Raw genomic sequence first — 20265 nt, forward strand, 5'->3', positions numbered from 1 at the left:
CAAAACTGCGAGGACCGTTAGCCGGGCATCAGAGTGTGCTGGGGGCGATCAGCGAGTGGACGAATCCGATCTTCTTCACGACGGTCGCAGGCAGCACGAACGGGTAGAGGTCCTGGTGGCCCATCGACCGGTTGATCTGGTTCAGTGCCCACGACAACGGCAGCCACCACTCGATGATCTGATCGAAACCGACGTCACCCGGCAGCGGGCTCTCCAGCGTCGAACCGGCCGGGGCCATACCGAAGGCTGCAGCCGTGTCGAGCGTGTCGCGGATGTGGAGATAGTGCGCGAACGTTTCGGCCCAGTCCTCGGCGGGGTGCATGGTGGCGTAGGAGGAGACGTAATCGTCCTCCCAGTTGGCCGGCGCACCCTCGCTGTAGTGGCGATCGAGTGCGGCCTGGTAGTCGGAATCCGGATCGCCGAAGAGCTCCTCGAACGCCGCACGATGCTCACCGTTGCCGACCAGCACCATCTGGTAATAATGGCCGATCTCGTGACGGAAGTGTCCGACCAGGGTGCGATACGGCTCGGACATCGCCACACGCAACTGTTCGCGGTGCACGTCGTCGCCCTCGGCGAGGTCGAGGGTGATCAGACCGTTGTCGTGTCCGGTCATCACCTGCTGGTTCGCGCTCGAGAGCAGATCGAACGTCAGTCCCGTCGTTTCGTCCTCGTCCCGGCCGACGATGGGCAGGCCCAATTCGGTCAGTTCGAGTACGACTCGACGCTTGTTGGTCTCGGCGTCCGCGTAGGCGGCCATCGCGTCGACGTCGTCGTCGGCGGGGCGAGTACGCGTGAGTCGGCACGACACGCAGAGATCGTCGCTGTCGTCGGTGTCGACGAGCCAGTTGCAGCGCGCAGTGTTGAGGTTGGCGCACATCTTCCACGTGGTGCCGTCCACCTCGGCCTCGGCGACGCCGTCGTCGGCCTTGTCGGGGAGCACCAGCAGAGCTCTGCTCGGCAGATGGAAGCCGAGCGCGCTCGAGCAGCTCAGACACAGTGAGTTCTCGAACGACAGCTTCTGTCCGCATTTGCGGCAGATGAAATCACGCATGGATGTTCCTTCGTGGCAGGGGTGAGTCGGGCTCGTATTCCCGTTTCCGGACGGACTAATGCCGTTCGTCGAATATGTTGTGTACATCTCCCTCGCCGTGCGGCGAGTTCGACAGCGCAATAACGTTACTCTGCGGGCTGTCACCTGCAAGGAAGCAAACCGTCGACCCACACGTTGGTACAGACTGCTTCACAACACTCTTCGAGAGGATGCGGGCCGCAGATGGCAGATCAGATCACGCCGACGAATCGGCCCATGGCACGTTTCGCCGAACGGATCTCGCGGGCCCGCGGCGAGAAGAACAGCGAAACCCTGGCGGCGGGCTTCCTGCTCGCAGCGACACTGATCGCGCTGATCTGGGCCAACTCACCCTTCGGCGAGACCTACCAGTCGTTCTGGCACACCGAACTCTCCGTCACCGTCGGCGAGCACGGCATCTCCCTCGACCTCGCCCACTGGGTCAACGACGGGCTCATGGCGTTGTTCTTCTTCGTCGTCGGGCTCGAGGTCAAGCGTGAGTTCGCGATGGGTGAGCTCACCGACCGATCTCGTGCCGCCATCCCGATCGTCGCGGCGGTTGCCGGTCTGGCCGCGCCGGCGTTGCTGTTTCTCGCCTTCAATCCGTCCGGGCCCGCCGCCCAGGCATGGGGCGTCGTGATCTCGACCGACACCGCGTTCCTCCTCGGGGCACTCGCCGTCCTCGGCCCGAAGAAGGCCGCTCGGTTGCGCATCTTCCTGCTCACGCTCGCTGTCGCGGACGATGTGGGCGCGCTGGCGATCATCGCCTTCTTCTACACCGACAACCTCGACGTGGTGCCGTTGGTGCTGGCGTTCGTCGGTCTGGCGCTGATCTTCCTACTGCGTCGGCTCGAGGTGTGGCGCGGCGTCGGGTACTTCGTCGTTGCAATGTTCACCTGGGTTGCGATGTACGAGTCCGGAGTTCACCCCACCCTCGCGGGAGTGATGATCGCGTTGATTCTTCCGGTCTATCCGCCGCGCCGCACCGAGGTGGAACGCGCGGCGGATCTGACACGCGCGTTCCGGCAGTCGCCCAATCCCGAATACGCCCGAGCCGCCCGTCTCGGACTCGATCGCGCGGTGTCGGTCAACGAACGTCTCATGCGGCTCTACCAGCCGTACACGGCCTTCATCATCGTGCCGATCTTCGCGCTCGCCAACGCCGGAGTCGTGCTGAGCTCGGACACTCTGAAAGCCGCGTCGACCTCGACGCTCACCTGGGGCATCATCGCCGGTCTCGTTCTCGGCAAGCTGGTCGGAATCACCGCTGCATCTGCTGTTTTCGCGAAGTTGAGACCGTCCTCCCTGGCTCCAGGACTGACGCTCTCCCACATCGCAGGCGGTGCCGCGATGTCCGGAATCGGATTCACGATTTCGTTGTTCATCATCGATCTCGCGCTCGACGACCCGTTGCTGGCCGACGAAGCACGGGTCGGCGTGTTGGTGGCCTCGGTGATCGCCGCACTGCTCGGCTGGGTCCTCTTCCGGATCGACGAGAAGATTCATCCTCCGAAAGCCGAAGCATCCCTGCGCATTCTGCGTCCGGTCGACGCCAAGCGCGATCACATCCGCGGCCCGGTGGACGCACCACTGACCATCGTGGAGTACGCGGACTTCGAATGCCCGTTCTGCAGCAAAGCAACCGGCAGCGTCGCCGAGGTACGCAAGCACTTCGGCGACGACCTTCAGTACGTCTACCGGCACCTGCCGCTCGACGACTATCACCCACACGCTCGCTACGCGGCATACGCCAGCGAGGCCGCAGCCGCGCAGGGCAAGTTCTGGGAGATGGCCGACGTGTTGTTCCGTAACAGCGACGCCCTCGAGCCCGACGACATCGACGGCTACGCACGTGAACTCGGCCTGGACATGGACAGATTCGAGGACGACATCCGCACCGGCGACTACGTGGTACGCGTCGAGGACGACGAACTCGACGCCACCTCCTCGGACGTCGACGGCACCCCGACGTTCTACCTGGGACGCGGCGACAAGAACCTCACCCGACACATCGGACCGTACGATGCGGCGACATTGATCCGGGAGCTCGAATCCATGTGATCGTGGGCAGGGTGGAAGAAATTCACACTCCACCGAAGCCGACCGGCCGGTATGCTGCAGTGAGGCGTACAGAACCGAGGTGGAGGGGATCGACCGTGGACGCAGAATCCGCGCGCGCGGTAACGGGAGCGATCGCACTGACACTGTTCGTGCTGTCGCTGACGGTATGGGTGACCGCATTGGCGACCAAAGACCCGGAGCAAGAACCCAATTCGCTGATCGGCATCAAGACGCGGGCAACCAAGTCCAGCAAGAAAGCCTGGGTCGCCGGCCATCGAGCCGCGTATGCGTACATGATGGCAGGTGCCACCCATTGCCTCGCATCAGCGGTGTCGATCGCAGGGCTACTGGTCCTGGGCTCGGTCCCCGCCACGACCATGCTGACGCTCTCGGTGGTCCTGGCACTCGGCGGAGCCGTCATTCTCACGACGAGCGGCATCAAAGCCGACCGCGAAGCGAAACGACACGTGGGCACGGTGTGGTCGACCTGCTCGAGGATCAGCTGTCCGTGCGATTCCCCTCCGCATCCCAGTGCTCGGCAACCTTTTTCGAGGGCTGCACTCGTGGCGGTTCTCCGGGCATCTTGGGGTAATCGGGCGGGAAGTTCAGCTCTCCGCCGGGCAGGGTTTCCCACAGGTGCAGAAGAGGTTCGAGGGAGTAGGCCTGCTCGTCCATATCGGCCCACGGGTCGCCGTCCCGAACAAGCTCCGCCACCGTCACGAGGTTGTATTCACGTGGATCGGTGACGTCGGCCAACTGTGACCACGCCATCGGAGTGCTCACCGTCGCGCCCGGTCGAGCCCGCAGACTCCAGGCGCTGGCGATGGTTCGGTCGCGGTTGTTCTGGTTGTAGTCGATGAAGATGCGTTCTCCGCGTTCCTCTTTCCACCAGTTGGTGGTCACCCCGTCGTCGCGTCGTTCGAGTTCTCGACCCAGACCGATGGCCGCGTGACGCACCTGCTCGAAGGTGTACTGCGGCTCGATGCGAACGTAGATGTGGATACCCCGATTCCCGCTCGTCTTCGGATATCCCCGTAAGCCCAACTCCTCCAACAGCTCTCGCGTCACATCGGCTACTCGCAGCGCGTCCGAGAACGTGGTACCCGGTTGTGGATCGAGATCGAGACGCAACTCGTCGGGATGGTCGACGTCCGGTCGACGGACCGGCCACGGATGAAACGTCAACGTACCCATCTGCGCCGCCCACACCAGCGACGCGGGTTCGGACGGACACAGTTCCTCGGCGGTGCGCTTGCTGGGGAACGCGATCTTCACCGTCTCTATCCACTCGGGAGCGCCCTTGGGCAACCGCTTCTGGTAGAAGCCGTCGCCGTCCTTGTCCTGGGGGCCGTGGGCCAACCGCATGCCCTCGCGATAGCCGTCGGGCCACCGTTCCATCGCGGTGGGGCGGTCTCCGATCGCCCGCATCAGCGGCTCCCCGACGGCCGCGAAGTACTCGCACACCTGCAGTTTGGTGATCTCCGGAGTACGTTCGGTCGCCTCGTAGATCACGCGATCGGGGCTCGACACTCGTACTTCGCGCTCGCCGACCTGCACGAACGCGGGAGGCGTTTTCGCGGCCATGTCTATCGTCCCCCGGCAATCACGTCGGCAACGTCGTAGCGCACCGGAACCTCGAGCTGGTCGTAGGCACACGAGCGTGGATCACGATCGGGCCGCCAGCGTAGGAACCTGGCCACGTGCCGCAGCCGCGCCCCTTCCATCTGGTCGTAGGCCACCTCGATGACCCGCTCGATGCGCACCGGTATCCAGTTGCGGTCGTTGGACGAATTCCAGCGGGTCGCCTCACCGTCGTACGTGACGTCGTCACCGAGTCGGAGCGGTTCGAGTTCTTCGAGCAGTTCCAACCGGCGCTTGTCGGTGAACGCCGACGCACCGCCGATCATCCGCAGATCGTCGCCATCGTAGAGACCGAGCAGCAAGGATCCGATACCGTTGCCGGACTTGTGGATTCGATAGCCGATCAGCACGCAGTCCGCGGTACGCGCATGCTTGATCTTGATCATCTCGCGCTTGTTCGGCAGATAGATCCCGTCGAGTTTCTTGGCCACCACACCGTCGAGCCCGGCACCTTCGAAACGCTCGAACCAGTCCTCGGCCACGGCCGCATCATCGGTGGCGGAGGTGACGAAACAACTCGGGCCGCCCGTTCCCACCGCGTCGAGCAATCTCGCGCGGCGGGTCGAGAACGGCTCGGCCGTCAGATCCTCGTCGCCGACGGCCAACAGATCGAAGCCGATGAACTGCGCCGGAGTCTTCTCCGCGAGCATCGTCACCCGACTCGCTGCGGGATGAATCCGTTCGGACAGCGACTCCCAGTCGAGGCGCGTGGAACCGTTCTTCTCGCGCGGTACGACGATCTCGCCGTCGACGACGATCTTGTCGGGTAGCTCGGCCTTGATCGCCGCCACCAACTCCGGGAAGTAGCGGGCCAGGTCCTTGCCGCCGCGTGACCCGAGCACCACCTCGTCTCCGTCACGGAAGACGATGGCGCGAAACCCATCCCATTTCGGCTCGTACGACCACACCGCAGGCCCGTCCTCGGGCTGGGCGGGCACCACTTTCGCGGCTTTGGCGAGCATCGGTGCAACCGGCACGGCAAGAGGAAGATCCACGCAGTTCATCCTGCCTCATGCAGCCGACAAGCGAGTCGGATATTTTCTACACGAGCACGGTCGATGGACACGGCACGCTCGAACCTACGAGGGCAGGACTCACCATGGCGTCATCCAACCGTTCGGTCCGCGCTCTCGTTCTCGCGCTGTCGTCGTGCGCGGCCCTGCTACTCGGCGGGTGCGCCTCGGAGGTGTCCGGCACCGCCGTCGCGATCTCCGGTGCCACCATTCCCGCCACGACGACCACCACCCCTCCCACCACCCCACCGACCACCGACATCGACGACGGCGGCAGTGTCGACATCGACGTGGAAATCGGCGAGTGCGTCAACCTCGGCGGCACCGTCGACGAGGCGGCCATCGCCAACGCGACCTGCGGATCTCCGCAGTCCAACTACGTCGTCTTCGCCAAGACGCCCACCTCGGCCGAGTGCCCCGAGGACGCCGATCAGTACTACTACGAAACCTACTTCGACATCGAACAGGGAGCGCTGTGCCTCGACATCGACTGGCAGGTCGGTGGATGCATGGACCTCGTCGGTGAATTCGCCCAGCGGATCGACTGCGCCACCCCCGGTGCCGACACCCGCCGCGTCGTGACCATCCTGCAGGGCACCTCGTCCGTCGACGACTGCCCCGACCCGGCGCAGTACGGGTTCGAGAAGGACTCACGCAACTTCGTCGTCTGCGTCGAACGGTTGTGACCTCCCCGGAGATCTCGGTCTCGAGCGCTCGGGGGCGCTGGATCGTCGCAGCAACGGTCCTCGGGTCGGCGCTGGCGATGCTCGACGCCACCGTGGTCAACATTGCGCTGCCGGCCATCGGCCGTGATCTCGGTGCCGGTGTCACGGGTCTGCAGTGGACGCTGAGCGGCTACACCCTGGCACTGGCGTCGCTGATTCTGTTGGGGGGCTCCCTCGGCGACCGGCTGGGTCGCAGACGGGTGTTCGTCTGGGGCACGGTCTGGTTCGCGGCCGCATCGGTACTGTGCGGGCTCGCCCCCAGTATCGAGGTGCTGATCGCGGCGCGACTGCTTCAGGGTGTCGGTGCGGCCCTGCTGACGCCGGGGTCGCTCGCACTGATATCGGCGTCGATCAAGGCCGAGGATCGAGGAGCCGCGATCGGTCTGTGGTCGGGATTGGGCGGCGTCGCGTCTGCGGTCGGTCCGTTGCTCGGGGGCTGGTTGGTCGACGCCGTCGGGTGGCGTTCGGTGTTCCTGATCAATATTCCGCTCGCCGTCGTCGTTGTGTGGGTGGCGGCGAAACACGTTCCGGAGAGCCGGGATCCGCATGCGGCCGGTCGGCTCGACGTACCGGGCGCGGTGGCGGTGGCGGCAGCATTGGGGCTGCTGACCTACGGGCTGATCGAATCACAGTTTCCGGCAGTGCTTCTCGGCGTCGTGGCCGTCGCTGTGTTCGTCGTGATCGAGCGACGCTCACACGATCCACTGGTCCCGCCGTCGCTGTTCGCATCGCGAGTGTTTCTGGCGGCCAATCTCGTGACGTTCGCCGTCTACGCGGCCCTGGGCGGAGTGTTCTTCCTTCTGGTGCTGCAGCTGCAGTTCGCCGTGGGTTACTCGCCCATAGCGGCCGGAGTGGCCACGCTACCGATCACCGCTCTCATGCTGGTGCTGTCCGCTCGCGCGGGGCGCATCGCCGGACGCATAGGTCCGCGTATTCCGATGACCGTGGGACCACTGCTGGCAGCGCTGGGGTTGGTGCTCATGCTCCGCATCGGGCCCGGCTCCACCTATGCCACGGATGTTCTGCCCGCGGTTGTCGTCTTCGGGCTCGGCCTGTCCGCTCTGGTGGCTCCGCTGACCGGAGCGGTGCTGGGCGCGGTGTCCACCGATCGCGCCGGAATCGCGTCGGGCGTCAACAACGCCGTGGCTCGCACCAGTCAGCTTCTCGCCGTGGCCGCGCTACCTGCGCTCGCGGGTATCGCCGGGTCCGATTACTCTGCGGCGGAAGCGTTCTCGGACGGCTTCCACACCGCGATGCTGATGTGCGCCGGACTGCTGGTGATCGGTGCCGCCATCGCGGCGGTGATGATCCGCGGCAGCGCCGAGGACGCGTCGGACTGCCCACCGCACTGCGATATCGGGACTCCACCGGTGGCACGTCGACGGTCCGCCTGACGGACACCGAGCGTCTCGTGGACCGATCCGTTCAGGGGACGACGAGCACGGGGCAACCCGCATGATGAAGCACGTTCTGTCCCACCGAACCCGGTACCGTGCCCCGGCACCGACCGCGGCGACCCACGACCAGCAACTGCGCGTGCACCGAACGCTCACGCAGGTGCCGCGCGGCCGAGCCGACGGTCGCTCGGACGCTCGTCTCCACATCGTCGAACTTCTCACCGAGCTGCTCCACGACCTCGAACAGCCACCGTCCCTGCTCCACCTTCAGCGCACTCCAGTCGACGCTGTCTGCATGCGGACCCGAGGGTGCTTGCAGAACATGGTGCACTGCCAGGGGTGCACGCAGACTGCGGGCGTACTCGAACGCTGTGAGCAACACGGCCTCCGCCCGATCGGAGCAGTCGACCCCCACCTCCACCGGTAACGCACCGTTCTTCGATTCCGCCGTCGGCGTTCGGAACACCAGGACCGCCGATTGCGCACCGTCGCAAATTCTGACGGTCTCGCCACCGAGGACGGTGCCGTCGGAACTACTCGATCCGACCACCACGAGACTGGCCCACTTCGATATCGTCGCCATGAACGGCGCTATCGGCCTGCGGGTCAGAACGGTCTCCACGTCCACCGATGACGCTGTTCCGTGCACGACGCTTTCGGCCTCGACGAGAATGTCCTGGCCGGTCGACCGAAACGCCTCGAACAACTCGCGGCCGTCGGAGCCGACCGTGGACCCGGGAAACCACTCGGTGTTCGGAATGGCGTGCACGAGCGTCACGGGGATGTTCTCGTCGGCCGCGTACCGAGCGACCCACGCGCACGCCTCCAGTGCGGTTGCCGATCCGTCGATTCCTACGTAGACGGGCCACGGTCGATCGTCTGAACTGGTCACCACGCATCGGTCCTCTCGTTGTGCATCCCACCGACACGGACGATGCCGGTCGGCGCGCGAGCGCAACAGGGGACAAAGTCCTCGGTTCGAGTGTTCGGTCCTTCCCGGACTAGCCGTCACCTCTCGATACGACGACCTTGAGAGCACCGGTCTCCGCTGCTCTGCCGAACACGTCGTACGCAGTGCCGAACTCCGCCATGGGGAACCGGTGGGTGATCAGGGCACCGGGATCGAGCTGCCCGGCGGACGCGAGCGCGGCCAGTACGGGGGTCGAGCTGGTGTCCACCAGCCCGGTGGTGATGGTGAGGTCACGAATCCAGATGTCCTCGAGATGCAATGTCGCAGGAGAACCGTGCACTCCGATGTTGGCCACGTGCCCACCCGGTCGCACGAGCTCGACGGCCGACTCGAACGTGTCGGGGATCCCGACCGCTTCCATCACCACATGCGCTCCCAACCCACCCGTCAGGCCGTCGACGACGACAGCGACATCCTCGCGGCTGCTGTTCACCACCGTCTTCGCTCCGAATCGCGCGGCGGCGGCAAGCCGACTGTCGTTCGTGTCGACGGCAACGATGTGGCTGGGAGAGAACAGTTGTGCCGTCATGATGGCCGCAAGACCGATCGGGCCCGCTCCCACGACCACGACGACGTCTCCCGGCCGAACCCGGCCGTTGAGCACTCCCACCTCGTATCCGGTGGGGAAGATGTCCGCGAGCATCAACATCTGTTCGTCGCTGAGGCCGATCGGTACCGGATGAGTGGAGTTGTCCGCGAACGGAACTCGAACGAACTCGGCCTGGACGCCGTCGACGAGATGGCCGAGAATCCAGCCGCCCCCGCCGAGGCACTGTCCGTAACGGCCGGTACGACAGAACGCACACGAGCCGCACGAGGAAATGCAGGATACGAGCACTCGATCACCGACACCGACGCGGGAAACCGAGCTGCCGACCTCGACCACCGTTCCGACTGCCTCATGCCCCAGTACACGTCCCGCCTGAGTTTCCGGGACGTCACCTTTCAGAATGTGCAGATCCGTTCCGCAGATGGTGACCGCGTCGACTCGCACGATCGCGTCGGTCGCGCTTGCCACAACCGGGTCGGGGACTTCGTCCCACGAGATGACACCGTGTCCTCGAAAAACCATCGCGCGCATTTCGACTCCTGTGTTCGTCGGAGATTCTTCGGACGATGCGAGTGCGCAATCAGCGCACGACGAGTACCGAGCAGTCGGCGTGGTGAACGAGGTTCTGGCTGACCGATCCGAGAACGGCGCCGCGGAGGGCACCTCGGCCTCGGCACCCGACGACCACCATCTGCGCCGACGCAGACATCGCTCGCAAACCTCGTGTCGGGCTCGACTGGGCACTCACCGTCGTGAGCTTCACAGCCGGGTATTTCTCGTGCATCTTCTCCACATGAGTTCGCAGCCAGCGCTTCTCGTGCTCGCGCACCTCCTGCCAGTCGATGTACCCGGCACCCATTCCGATGCCGGCCTGGGCTGCGAATCCCCAGTAGTTGACCGCGACCACCGGAGCGCCCATGTTGTCGGCCATCTCGAGGGCGATGCCGAGCGCTCGATCGGACTGTTCGCTACCGTCGATCCCGACCACGATCGGGCGGCCCGCATCGGCCCGGTCTCTGTCGATGCGGAGCAACAACACCGGGCAGTGCGCGTGCGTGATGACGCGCAAAGTGTTGCTACCGAGCGTCAGATCGCGGATCGCGCTCGACTTCCGCGATCCCAGTACCACCATTTCTGCGCCGACGTCGGCCACGTACGACGCGATGGTGCCGTCGACACCGACGGTTTCCACCGATACCGCGGGAGCTGTGTGGTGTATCTCGCCCTCCGCCCGGACCAGGTGTTTGCGTCCAAGAGCCCGGAGGTCCCTTTCCAACGCGCCGCCGTCGACGAATGCCGCCGACCCGTACCAATCCCCCACCGGGACAGCGTGAACGAGTCGTACGGTCGCGTGGACCTTCTCTGCGTACGTCGCTGCCCACCGAGCTGCTGCCTCGGCCTCGGCCGAGCCGTCGATACCCACGACGATGGGAAGGTTTCGGCCTCCGGATTCACTCATGTCGTCTTCCTGTCTCGATGTCGCCGGTCGTGGCCCGGTCACGCATCACCGTGATGCGCTGCGGTTCGGTCGAATCGACAGTAGAGGCGCATCCGACGCCTCGGGAGGGCATTTGGTCCGCGATGGGGGTGGCCGAGGTCCCTCGATCCGTTCTGCCGAATCGTCCTATGCGACAGCTCATGTCACCGCGCAGTGAGGGCCCACACGATACGGTCGGCCCACCGGTCGATGTCGGCCCAATCTCGCGCATCGCCGTACCGGCCACCGAGCCTCACGCCGACCCACCTCGGCTCCGCCCGCGGTCGGTCACGAAGCTCAGCCATGCACGATCCCACTCTCGCATGCGAGCACGTTCGTCGAAGTGCCTTCCCGTCGCGAGCACCGTGATCACGACGAGCGTGGATCCCAGCCAGAAGCCTAGAGCGGCAGCGACACTCGACACGACATTGGCTGTCGAGGTGGCCGGCTCCGCGACTCGATCACCCTGGGCATCGATACGCGTCTCGACGGTGGCACCCTTCACGGTGCCGTCCGGAACCCGGACCTCGTCGCTGTGCTTCTCGCCCACCGGCCATTCCCAGACGATCGTCGCGTAGAGCTCGACCACGGCCATGACCGAGTTCGGTTCCGATCGCACCGTGGGTTCACCGGTCACCACGGCGTCGACCTGTCGAGTGGTGGCGCTCGTGCGCGCCGACTGGGCCGCCAGATCGAGATAGACCGATGATCCGACCAGAGCCGCACAGGGAATCAGCGCCAGGACGACCGATACCGCAACGGCGAACAGCACGGCGGCTGCCCTGTCACGTCCGCGCATCAACGGATTCGAACTCCACGGTGCCAGATGCCACCAGCGAGCAACGTCGTATCCGAACATAGTTATCGCCCACTCTCTTACGGCATTCTCTTGCAGCACTCCGTGTGTGACGGTCGAAGCCGAACGGCCCCGGTCATCGGCGAAAGAGCGCGGACACCTCGTCGAGATCGATATCGGTCCGGCAACCGCTGGGTTCCAGTTCGACGTAGAAGGTCTCGTAGCCGCGCGGGTCTGCGCCGCGCTCTCCGGTGCTGCGCCGCTCGAACACCCGCGCGCCCGGCCACCGATCGAGCACGGCTGTTCGGAGGATGTGCCCGTCCGGCGAGACCCCGCTGAGCGGTCCGTATTCGGCGATCATCACCGCGTGGACGACACCGCCGATCGAGGCGGTGGTCACCGGGAACACCATCGGCCCTCGCGCCGTCGGGATGTCGACCGTGATGGAGTCGGAATCGACCAGTACCGGACTCGGTGCCGGTCGGCCTTCCCTGTCGGTCATGGTCGAGGTCTCCGCTCTGGTCCGATCACCTCGACGGGACGTGGCGTCACATCGGCCCCGCGGAGACGTGCCCCGGAGCCGCGTGCGACCTCTGCGCGGTGTGTCGGCCTGCACGCAGACTCACTGCGGCCAGCACGAACATCGCGGCTGCCGCGCCGCCGGTGACCGCGGCCCACCCGGCCACACCGGACGCGAGCAATGTCAAGAAGAGCCCGACTGCGGCAACAGCACACACCAGCAAGACTTCGGCGAGTACGTTCTCGGCCTCTGCCAACACGGTATGCCCGTCGTGTCCGTCGTGCGATCGATGCTTCATCTCGAACTCCTCGTCTCGATGATTCGGTAGTCCCGACATTGCCGTCTCTCGCGTGCGATGGGCAGGGCCGAAAGTCCCGATGTGTCCGGCATCGGGCTCGATCTTCGGCCACGCCAGGCGAAGATGACCAAGGACCCTTGCACCACCTCTGTCGCGGGTCCGACCATCGGAACATGAGCACAACACATTCGAGCGATGCCGAGATCAAGAGTCGCGTCGAACTCGAACTACGTTGGGAGCCGGATCTCGACACCACGCATATCGGTCTCGCCGTCACCGACGGCAGCGTCATACTGTCCGGCGAGGTTTCGGACTACTCACAGATCGAAATGGCCGAGCGTGCAGCGTGGAAGGTCCCCGGAGTGATCGCGGTGGCCCGAGAGATCGAGGTGAGAAACGACATCGGACCGATCAACGACTCGGATCTCGCCCGCGCGGTGGCCGCCGAGCTCGCCGGCACCGCAGAAGTACCGTCGCACTCCGTGCACACCACCGTCACACACGGGTGTGTCTTCCTCACCGGCACGGTCCTGTGGGACAGCCAGCGAGCAGCGGCCGGTCATGCGGCGGCGACGGTCGACGGTGCCCGCAAGGTCGTGAACTCGATCGAGGTGAGCCCCTCTGCTGCAGCAGAATACGTCTCCTCGCACATCGTGGCCGCGCTCGAGCGCCATGCACGCGCCGAAGGCGAACGAATATCGGTTTCGGTCGACGGTGTCGGAAACGTGGTGTTGGAAGGGGTGGTGCGCTCGGTCGAGGAAGGCGAAGAGGTCGAACAGGCGGCCCAGAAGGCACGGGGGGTATCGACGGTCAGCAACCGACTCCGCGTCGCCGATTGAGCAGAACACTCACCCACCGAACCTCGGACAGGAGACACCACCATGAGGACACTGGTCGTCTGTGAATCGATGTACGGCAACACGAAACACGTTGCCGAGGCCATAGCCCGCGGAGTCCGGGCGGGCGATGACGATCGAGTCGACGTCGTGCCGGCGAGGATCGCTGCGGAGTGCGATCTTTCGCAGTACGACCTGCTCGTCGTCGGGGCTCCAACCCACGTTCACGGACTCAGCACACAGAGAACACGCGATGCCGCGGCACGTGCGGCATCCAACGCCGAGAAAGGTCTGCGGGTCGAAGCGGACGCCTCGCATCCCGGCGTACGCGAATGGTTGAAGACGCTCGAGCCGTCGAGAGGTCGGATGGCCGCCTTCGACACTCGGCTCGATCGATCCCGACTGCTGACCGGTCGAGCGTCCAAGACGATCAGCAGGCGGCTACGACACCTCGGCTACAGTCCCGTGGCCGAACCGGAGAGCTTCGTCGTCGACGATCACACGCGGCTCGAAGCACACGAGGTCGAACGGGCCGAGCAGTGGGGTCGAGCACTGCGCCTCAGCGCCGCGTCGACGTCGAACGGATGAGTCCATATCCCCTGCTGTCCAGCGACATCGGAAGAAGTCGCGCTGGACCAGCAGTGCTGGACCAGCAGTATGGCCCGGTCCGATGCCGCGTGTCATTCCAGGTGATGCTGGTCGTCCGCAACAGGGCAGCGAGTCAATTCGACCCCCGAAACCGATGTGGGGGTGACCTCGAGCAGTCTGTGCATCGGCGGACCGTCCGAATGTGGTCGCGGCAGCAGTTGTTCGAGCACTTCGAGTCGAACGTCCACAACTGCACGGGCGATGCCGTGTATCACCACCGTGGAGTCGGTCGCACGGGCACCGTCCTCGTCGTCGACCTCCAGGACGACCGAGGAATCGAGCACACTGCATCCCAATCGCGACCGCCCCTCGGCGTAGAAGTACACCCGGGTCCCGACCCAGACGATCGGCACCATGTCGATGGTGGGCCCGAAGTGGTCGTGGCCGATCAGCCGCGCAACAGTTCCTCGCCGCGCGAGCCGAAGAGCACTGGCGGAGTCGAGAATTCGTCGACGATCGTCATTGCCGTGCAGACGATTCGGTACGGTGCGGTTCGTCATCGATCTCGGCAGATCATCACCGGGCAGTGGGCATGCCTGGTGAGGTTGCTGCTGGTCGATCCGAACAACGTTCTGGCGACCACCCCCCGTCCGTGACTGCCCACCACCACGAGCCCGGCCCGCCTGGACAGTTCGATCAGAATGTGCGCGGGATTGCCGCGCCGCACAACGTGTTCGACGGTGACATCGGGATACTTCTCGCTCCATCCCGCGAGACATTCGGCCAGTACCAGTCGCTCGTCGCTCTCGCCGCCGTCGGGCGATCCAGGCATGGACAGTGGCGTGCCCTGGGACAACGAATTCCACGTGTGCGCGGCGATCAGCGGGACCCCGAACAACGAGGCAAGATCGAACGCCTGCTCCACCGCGGCCTCACTCGTCGCGCTGCCGTCGATACCCACCAGGACGGGCGCGTCGTCGGACTCTGTCCCCTGCCTCCACACGACCACCGGACACAATGCAGAGTTCGCGGTCTTCTGCGCAGTGCTCCCGAACAGCGTCGTCACGATGGGACCCGAACCGGCGTTGCCGACCACGACCATGCGCGCGGTGCGCGAGAGCTCGACCATCATCGCCGATGCGGCCCCCTCTTCCACGGAGGTGGTCACTGTCACGACCGGATGCCGGGCGAGTACCGCGGTGGCGACTTCGGTGACGACACGCTCACACGCTCGACGCTGCTCGTCCCACACCTCGACGGGAATTGCCAGGGCCGCCTCACCCATGTACAACGCCGGTTCCTGCACCGCCCCTGCCACATGCAGAGGCGAGTTCGTTCGCTCGGCAACGTCGGCCGCCCACTGAGCCGCCGACGTGCTACTGGGTGAACCATCCACGCCGACAACGATTCTCTGATGTTGCGCCAGGATCATGATCGATTCCCTATCCATCACACGGGCCGTGCGACTGTTCGTCCGTTCCGGATTCTCGGTCCATTGCACTACGTGGCGGCCGAGGGACCACAGAGCATTAGGTCCTCACTTTTCGGATCGGAACGTCGCCTTCGGCGGGTCGTCCTGGAACCGAGCAGGGACTTCGTGCCCTACAACCGGAGACGGCCGTGACGTTGGAATGGCAGAACCCCTCCGACACGGGTCGGGCCCTCGATGGATGCGGAGAACGACGACATGACGTACGCACACACTGCACCGACGGTCGATTCGACACCGAAGGTCAACGAGCACGCGTCCACGATCGCCGTGGGAATCGATGGTTCCGACGGATCGATCGGGGCGTTGGCCTGGGCCGCGGGAATTGCGCGCACCACCGGGTCGAAGCTGCACATCGTGCATGCCCTCGGAGTGCACGGTCTCGGCGTGCACGGTCTCGGAGTCTCTCGCTCCGAGGGACGCAGGTTGCTCAGGGCGGCGGCTCACACAGTGGACCGGATTGCGCCCGACGTCGGCGTCGACACCGTTCTGACCGATCAGACCATTGCACAGTATCTGCACCATCGGTCGTCGGCGGTGATCGATCTCGCGGTGATCGGGGTGAGAAGTTCCACTCCGACGAAGGATGCATTGTTCGGGCACAACGCAACTCGCATCGTTGCGGGGATTCGCTGCCCGATCGTCGTGTGGCGACCGTACCCCTTCACGATCCGTTGCTCCTCACCGATCGTGGTCGGCGTGGACGAGTCCGAGTCATCCATTCATGCTCTCGCGCTTGCCTTCTGGTTCGCCGAGACGTGGGGCTCGCCGGTGCACGCACTCCACTTGTCCTCGCACAGCTCGCTCGACTGGCTGCGCGCGCGGACCGGTGAGGTTGCCGCCCGCCATCCGCACGTCGATCTGCACCTGCATTGCCTCGGCACATCGACCGCCGAGCAACTCCGTAGAGAGTCCGTCGACGCGCGACTGGTGGTGGTCGGCAGCCACGGCTGCGGCCTGGCCGTGGGAGCAGTGCGTGGCTCGACCGTTCAGCGCTTGGTCCGCTCCGCACGCGGACCACTCCTGGTTGTTCCGTAGGCAGATCCGACGCGCACGACGACGGCAGGCGGAGCGGTTCGGCGCCAGGACGTTCCAGCAGCGGGATGATTCAGTGCGCTCGATCTCGACGCGCTCGTGTGGAATTGTCGGCGGCGATCGACAGCACCGACGACACTGCTCGTCGCGGGGTCCGGCGGGGAGAGCCGGTCATGGGAACGCCGATCCGAATGAGAACTTGCGGTACTCCGCCCCGCGGCGCGAGGGATTCGACCACACGACGGCTGCCGGACTGTTCGGTCATGTGCGTCAACGGGCACGTCGCCAATCCGTCTGCTGTCGCCGCGAGGAGGATCGACGACAGAGCTTGTCCGCACTGCAACCAGTCGATGCGTCCGTCCGATGCAGTACTGAGCAGAACCACAGTGGACTCGTCGGTGACGTACTCGCGTTCGACTGTTCTGTCGGCTTCTCGCGGTTCGGGAAACCGCCGGTTGATCGGCACTCTCGACGCTTGCGCGCGGCTGATCAGCGCTTCGGGCGGTATGCCGCCGGACTTCATCGAGTGGCCCGCCCACCACCTGATCTCCGCCTGATACGTCGCATCGTACTTTCGCACTGCCGCACTGAGTTCGGATGCCTTCGCCAGCGTCGTCCTGGCCTGACTCGACAGGACGGTGATTGCCGTGTCGTAGCGCGCACACGCCTGAAGCACGTACCGAGTCAGGATTCGATCGTCGCCTACCGGGCCGAACGTCCGGCGATCCGAGTGGCGGCGATTGATCGCAGTCAACAGGTCGAATTCGTGGGACCGAGGATGCGCATCGTGGACGAAATGCACATGCGCGAGGTGATCCGACCTGCCCGCCGAGGGCAACAGGTCGATATCGGTAGACCAGCGAAAGGCAGCGGCGGCCCGACGAAGGTGGTCGAGCGCGGCGCCACAGCTGATCACCATCTGACGCTCGGTGGGGTCGATGACGTCCAGCAGCCGGCTCGGATCGGTGAACAGATCGAGCCCGCGATCGGAATACACCCACCTCCACGGCTGACTGTTGTGCACCGACGGTGCCCGACAGGCCAGTTCGACCAACATCTCCACCACGGCCGAATCCGGCTGTTCGTTCATCTTCTCTCCTCGAACGTGCACCGCCAGGCGATGACTGCCCCTCACTGTCGGCCTCGCACGCGTTGGCCGACAGAGCCTTTCGTCACTCGTAACAGGGCACTAAGGCGATGAGGTCCAGGTGGCAGGCGGTACTAGGATGGCGAAACCAGCACACCGAGGAGATGCCGTGATCACAGTCTTTCTGGTGGACGACCACGAGATCGTCCGACGTGGACTGATCGACCTGATCGAGTCCGACCCCGACCTGTCCGTGATCGGGGAAGCCGGGACGGTCAGCAACGCACTGGCGCGCATACCCGCCCTGCGCCCGGACGTCGCAGTTCTGGACGTACAACTCCCCGACGGAAACGGGGTGGAACTGTGCCGCGACCTGATGACCGCCTTGCCCGACCTGAAGTGCTTGATGTTGACCTCGTTCACCGAGGACCAAGCGATGCTCGACGCGATCCTCGCCGGTGCCAAGGGATACATCGTCAAGGACATCAAGGGAATGGAGCTGACCGCCGCGATCAAAAGTGTCGGACAGGGCCGTTCGCTGCTGGACAATCGTGCCGCCGCAGTGCTGATGGAGAAACTGCGATCGGCCGATCGGCCCGCCGTCGGACCGGCTGCCACGTTGACCGACCAGGAGCGAGTTCTGCTCGGACTGCTGGGGGAGGGACTGACGAACCGGCAGATCGCCGAACGGATGTTCCTCGCCGAGAAGACCGTGAAGAACTACGTCTCGCGTCTGCTGGCGAAGCTGGGTATGGAGCGACGGACGCAGGCCGCCGTCTTCGCGACCACGCTCGAACGCTGACAGCCCGGCCGAAAGGCGCGCATACTGTTCGCGTGGTCGGTGAGCAGGTCGACACCGGAGGCTCGTACCCCGGCGAGTTGAGTGGACCCCTGTCCCAAATGCGTTTGCGCGAGCTGTTCAGGGAGGTACAGGAGCGGCTGGAGAAGATTCTCGACGCGCGAGAGTACCTCGATGGGCTCCTCCACTCGATGTTGGTGATCACCGAGGGCCTCGACCTGGAGGACACCCTGCAGACGATCGTCACCTCTGCAGCCCAGCTCGTCGACGCGAAGTACGGTGCGCTGGGAGTACGCGGACACAACCGCGAGCTCAGCGCGTTCATCGTCCATGGAATCGACGACACCACCGCTGCGGGGATCGGTCCCCTTCCCACCGGGCACGGTGTACTGGGGTTGCTGATCGACGAACCTCACGCCATCCGGCTCTCGCGACTGTCGGACCACCCGATGTCGGTGGGTTTTCCTCCCGGGCACCCCCCGATGAACACCTTTCTCGGTGTCCCCATTCGCGTGCGCGAGGAGGTGTTCGGAAACCTCTACTTGACCGAGAAGGCGAACGGCCGATCCTTCACCGAAGACGACGAGGCCGTCATTCAGGCGCTCGCGTCGGCTGCCGGCGTCGCGATCGAAAACGCGAGACTGTACAGCGAGTCTCGGACCCGCCAGCTGTGGATCGAGGCCACGCGCGACATCGCGACCGCTCTGCTCCGCGGCACCGACACCGATCAGGTGCTGCACACGGTCGCAGAGAAGGCATTGATCCTCACCTCGGGTGAGTTGTCTTTCATTGCCGTGCCCCGTAATCCGAACGACAACTCCGAGGACGTCACCGAACTCGTCATCGATATCGTCGCCGGTGAAGCGACTTCCGAGGTCCTCGGAAATGTCCTGCCGGTCTTCGGATCGACATCGGGCACATCCTTCCGAAGCGGCACTCCCATTCGAGCGTCGAAACTCGAATACAACGCCACCACGGGCTCGGACGCGATCTACGGACCCGCTCTCATCTCTCCCCTCCGTGCATCGGGCCGTGTGACAGGCGTCCTGGTCGTACTGCGCCGACTCGGCCAGGAGCCGTTCGACGACGGTCAGCTGGAGCTGGTGTCCGCGTTCGCCGATCAGGCCGCCGTGACGGTTCGAATGGCCGATGCCGCCCGGAGGCTACGAGAGTTGGATGTGCTCGCCGAGCGAGATCGCATCGCCCGAGACTTGCACGATCGCGTCATACAGCGGATCTTCGCAGCCGGCTTGTCGCTCCAGAGCACGGCCCAACGCTCCGGTGAACCCGCGATCGCGGCACGCCTGTCCGTCACGATCGACGACCTCCAGGACACGGTGCAGGACATCAGGACGGCGATCTTCGACCTGCAGACCGCAGGTTCACCCGTCGGCTTCCGACGCCGGGTCGAGGACGTCGTCCGGGAAATGACCGAGAGTTCGGGCCTGCGGACATCCCTGAACGTGACCGGCCCCGTGTCGGTGATCGAGCCGGCCCTGGCCGCCCATGTTCTGGCCGTCGTTCGCGAGGCGATCAGCAACTGCGTGCGGCACGCACACGCGACCACCGTCGCGGTGTCCATCTCGGTCGGCGACGACATCGTCGTCACCGTGTCCGACGACGGGGTCGGTATTCCGCCCGACGTCGATGCCAGTGGGCTCGACAATCTGCGGTCACGTGCCCGCGAGTGCGGGGGCGAGATGACGATCGACTCGGGCGGTAGCGCGGTCGGAACGACGTTGAGATGGTCGGTTCCGCTGCCCTGACGGTGTCGAGCACTCATGTGTCATCCGATCAGGATTTCGGTGACCAACGGCCCTCGTGCGAGTGGAGTTCGGTGACCTAGCGTCGAACGGACCCACTCCGAACCACCGGGTCGACACGACATTCCGCTTCGACTCCGTTGAACGA

The 20265-nt window shown here is 65.0% G+C and carries 20 protein-coding genes and 1 pseudogene; 9 read left to right on the forward strand and 12 right to left on the reverse strand.

Features of this window, described 5'->3' with window-relative positions:
- Positions 1-28: 28 nt before the first annotated feature.
- Positions 29-1054, reverse strand: a complete 1026-nt coding sequence (locus NY08_RS15925) for a zinc-binding metallopeptidase family protein (RefSeq protein ID WP_045197426.1) — start codon at positions 1052-1054, stop codon at positions 29-31.
- Positions 1055-1276: 222 nt separating this feature from the next.
- Between NY08_RS15925 and nhaA the strand changes: the two genes are divergently transcribed.
- Positions 1277-3133, forward strand: a complete 1857-nt coding sequence (nhaA, locus tag NY08_RS15930; protein ID WP_045197428.1) for a Na+/H+ antiporter NhaA — start codon at positions 1277-1279, stop codon at positions 3131-3133.
- A gap of 170 nt (positions 3134-3303) precedes the next feature.
- Positions 3304-3534 (forward strand): annotated as a pseudogene (locus NY08_RS26735) (SdpI family protein); the annotation flags it as partial.
- 97 nt (positions 3535-3631) lie between these two features.
- Here the strand turns inward: NY08_RS26735 and NY08_RS15940 are convergent.
- Complete coding sequence (locus NY08_RS15940; protein WP_045197432.1) at positions 3632-4717, reverse strand: DNA polymerase domain-containing protein; 1086 nt, start codon at positions 4715-4717, stop codon at positions 3632-3634.
- A 2-nt stretch (positions 4718-4719) separates the two neighbouring features.
- Positions 4720-5769 carry an ATP-dependent DNA ligase gene (locus NY08_RS15945; RefSeq protein WP_045200579.1) on the reverse strand — a complete coding sequence of 350 codons (1050 nt, stop codon included), beginning with the start codon at positions 5767-5769 and terminating at the stop codon, positions 4720-4722.
- Positions 5770-5873: 104 nt separating this feature from the next.
- Between NY08_RS15945 and lppU the strand changes: the two genes are divergently transcribed.
- Both lppU and NY08_RS15955 read left to right on the forward strand, forming a co-directional pair.
- Positions 5874-6473 (forward strand): LppU family putative lipoprotein, encoded by a 600-nt coding sequence (gene lppU / locus NY08_RS15950; protein WP_045197433.1) that lies wholly within the window; start codon positions 5874-5876, stop codon positions 6471-6473.
- Positions 6474-6550: 77 nt separating this feature from the next.
- A complete protein-coding gene (locus NY08_RS15955; protein ID WP_442970845.1) occupies positions 6551-7906 on the forward strand; it encodes an MFS transporter in 1356 nt (451 codons plus the stop codon).
- A 31-nt stretch (positions 7907-7937) separates the two neighbouring features.
- On the opposite strand, the gene NY08_RS15960 is transcribed toward NY08_RS15955, so the two are convergent.
- The 6 genes from NY08_RS15960 to NY08_RS26110 form a co-directional block, all read right to left on the reverse strand.
- Positions 7938-8801, reverse strand: coding sequence for a universal stress protein (locus tag NY08_RS15960; RefSeq protein WP_144407382.1), 864 nt, complete (start codon positions 8799-8801; stop codon positions 7938-7940).
- Between the two features lie 109 nt (positions 8802-8910).
- On the reverse strand, positions 8911-9960 hold the full coding sequence (locus NY08_RS15965) for an alcohol dehydrogenase catalytic domain-containing protein (RefSeq protein WP_045197439.1): 1050 nt from the start codon (positions 9958-9960) through the stop codon (positions 8911-8913).
- A gap of 49 nt (positions 9961-10009) precedes the next feature.
- Positions 10010-10888: a universal stress protein gene (locus NY08_RS15970; RefSeq protein WP_045197441.1), complete on the reverse strand. Its 879-nt coding sequence runs from the start codon at positions 10886-10888 to the stop codon at positions 10010-10012.
- A 271-nt stretch (positions 10889-11159) separates the two neighbouring features.
- Entirely contained in the window at positions 11160-11765 is a 606-nt protein-coding gene (locus NY08_RS15980; RefSeq protein WP_032396755.1) for an Rv1733c family protein, read from the reverse strand.
- Positions 11766-11838: 73 nt separating this feature from the next.
- The gene (locus NY08_RS15985) at positions 11839-12204 is read right to left on the reverse strand and encodes a hypothetical protein (RefSeq protein ID WP_045197444.1); all 366 of its coding nucleotides are present in this window, start codon (positions 12202-12204) and stop codon (positions 11839-11841) included.
- A gap of 46 nt (positions 12205-12250) precedes the next feature.
- Positions 12251-12520 carry a hypothetical protein gene (locus tag NY08_RS26110; RefSeq protein ID WP_158462574.1) on the reverse strand — a complete coding sequence of 90 codons (270 nt, stop codon included), beginning with the start codon at positions 12518-12520 and terminating at the stop codon, positions 12251-12253.
- A gap of 173 nt (positions 12521-12693) precedes the next feature.
- On the opposite strand from NY08_RS26110, the gene NY08_RS15995 reads away from it, so the two are divergent.
- Together NY08_RS15995 and NY08_RS16000 are read left to right on the forward strand one after the other, a co-directional pair.
- Positions 12694-13359: a BON domain-containing protein gene (locus NY08_RS15995; RefSeq protein ID WP_045197448.1), complete on the forward strand. Its 666-nt coding sequence runs from the start codon at positions 12694-12696 to the stop codon at positions 13357-13359.
- 42 nt (positions 13360-13401) lie between these two features.
- Complete coding sequence (locus NY08_RS16000) at positions 13402-13944, forward strand: flavodoxin family protein (RefSeq protein ID WP_045197449.1); 543 nt, start codon at positions 13402-13404, stop codon at positions 13942-13944.
- A 92-nt stretch (positions 13945-14036) separates the two neighbouring features.
- Here the strand turns inward: NY08_RS16000 and NY08_RS16005 are convergent, their stop codons facing one another.
- Together NY08_RS16005 and NY08_RS16010 are read right to left on the reverse strand one after the other, a co-directional pair.
- Positions 14037-14504 carry a hypothetical protein gene (locus NY08_RS16005; protein WP_045197451.1) on the reverse strand — a complete coding sequence of 156 codons (468 nt, stop codon included), beginning with the start codon at positions 14502-14504 and terminating at the stop codon, positions 14037-14039.
- The gene (locus NY08_RS16010; protein WP_032396761.1) at positions 14501-15376 is read right to left on the reverse strand and encodes a universal stress protein; all 876 of its coding nucleotides are present in this window, start codon (positions 15374-15376) and stop codon (positions 14501-14503) included. Before NY08_RS16010 ends, NY08_RS16005 begins: the two co-directional genes overlap by 4 nt.
- Positions 15377-15631: 255 nt before the next feature.
- Here NY08_RS16010 and NY08_RS16015 point away from each other — a divergent pair, with 255 nt between their 5' ends.
- Positions 15632-16471 (forward strand): universal stress protein, encoded by an 840-nt coding sequence (locus NY08_RS16015; protein ID WP_158462576.1) that lies wholly within the window; start codon positions 15632-15634, stop codon positions 16469-16471.
- Between the two features lie 70 nt (positions 16472-16541).
- On the opposite strand, the gene NY08_RS16020 is transcribed toward NY08_RS16015, so the two are convergent.
- Complete coding sequence (locus NY08_RS16020) at positions 16542-17558, reverse strand: Acg family FMN-binding oxidoreductase (RefSeq protein ID WP_045197456.1); 1017 nt, start codon at positions 17556-17558, stop codon at positions 16542-16544.
- A 166-nt stretch (positions 17559-17724) separates the two neighbouring features.
- On the opposite strand from NY08_RS16020, the gene NY08_RS16025 reads away from it, so the two are divergent.
- Together NY08_RS16025 and NY08_RS16030 are read left to right on the forward strand one after the other, a co-directional pair.
- Positions 17725-18357 (forward strand): response regulator, encoded by a 633-nt coding sequence (locus NY08_RS16025; protein ID WP_032396764.1) that lies wholly within the window; start codon positions 17725-17727, stop codon positions 18355-18357.
- A 98-nt stretch (positions 18358-18455) separates the two neighbouring features.
- Positions 18456-20120, forward strand: coding sequence for a sensor histidine kinase (locus NY08_RS16030; protein WP_045200580.1), 1665 nt, complete (start codon positions 18456-18458; stop codon positions 20118-20120).
- Positions 20121-20265 lie beyond the last annotated feature (145 nt).

This window comes from Rhodococcus sp. B7740 (assembly GCF_000954115.1).
Classification (GTDB): domain Bacteria; phylum Actinomycetota; class Actinomycetes; order Mycobacteriales; family Mycobacteriaceae; genus Rhodococcoides.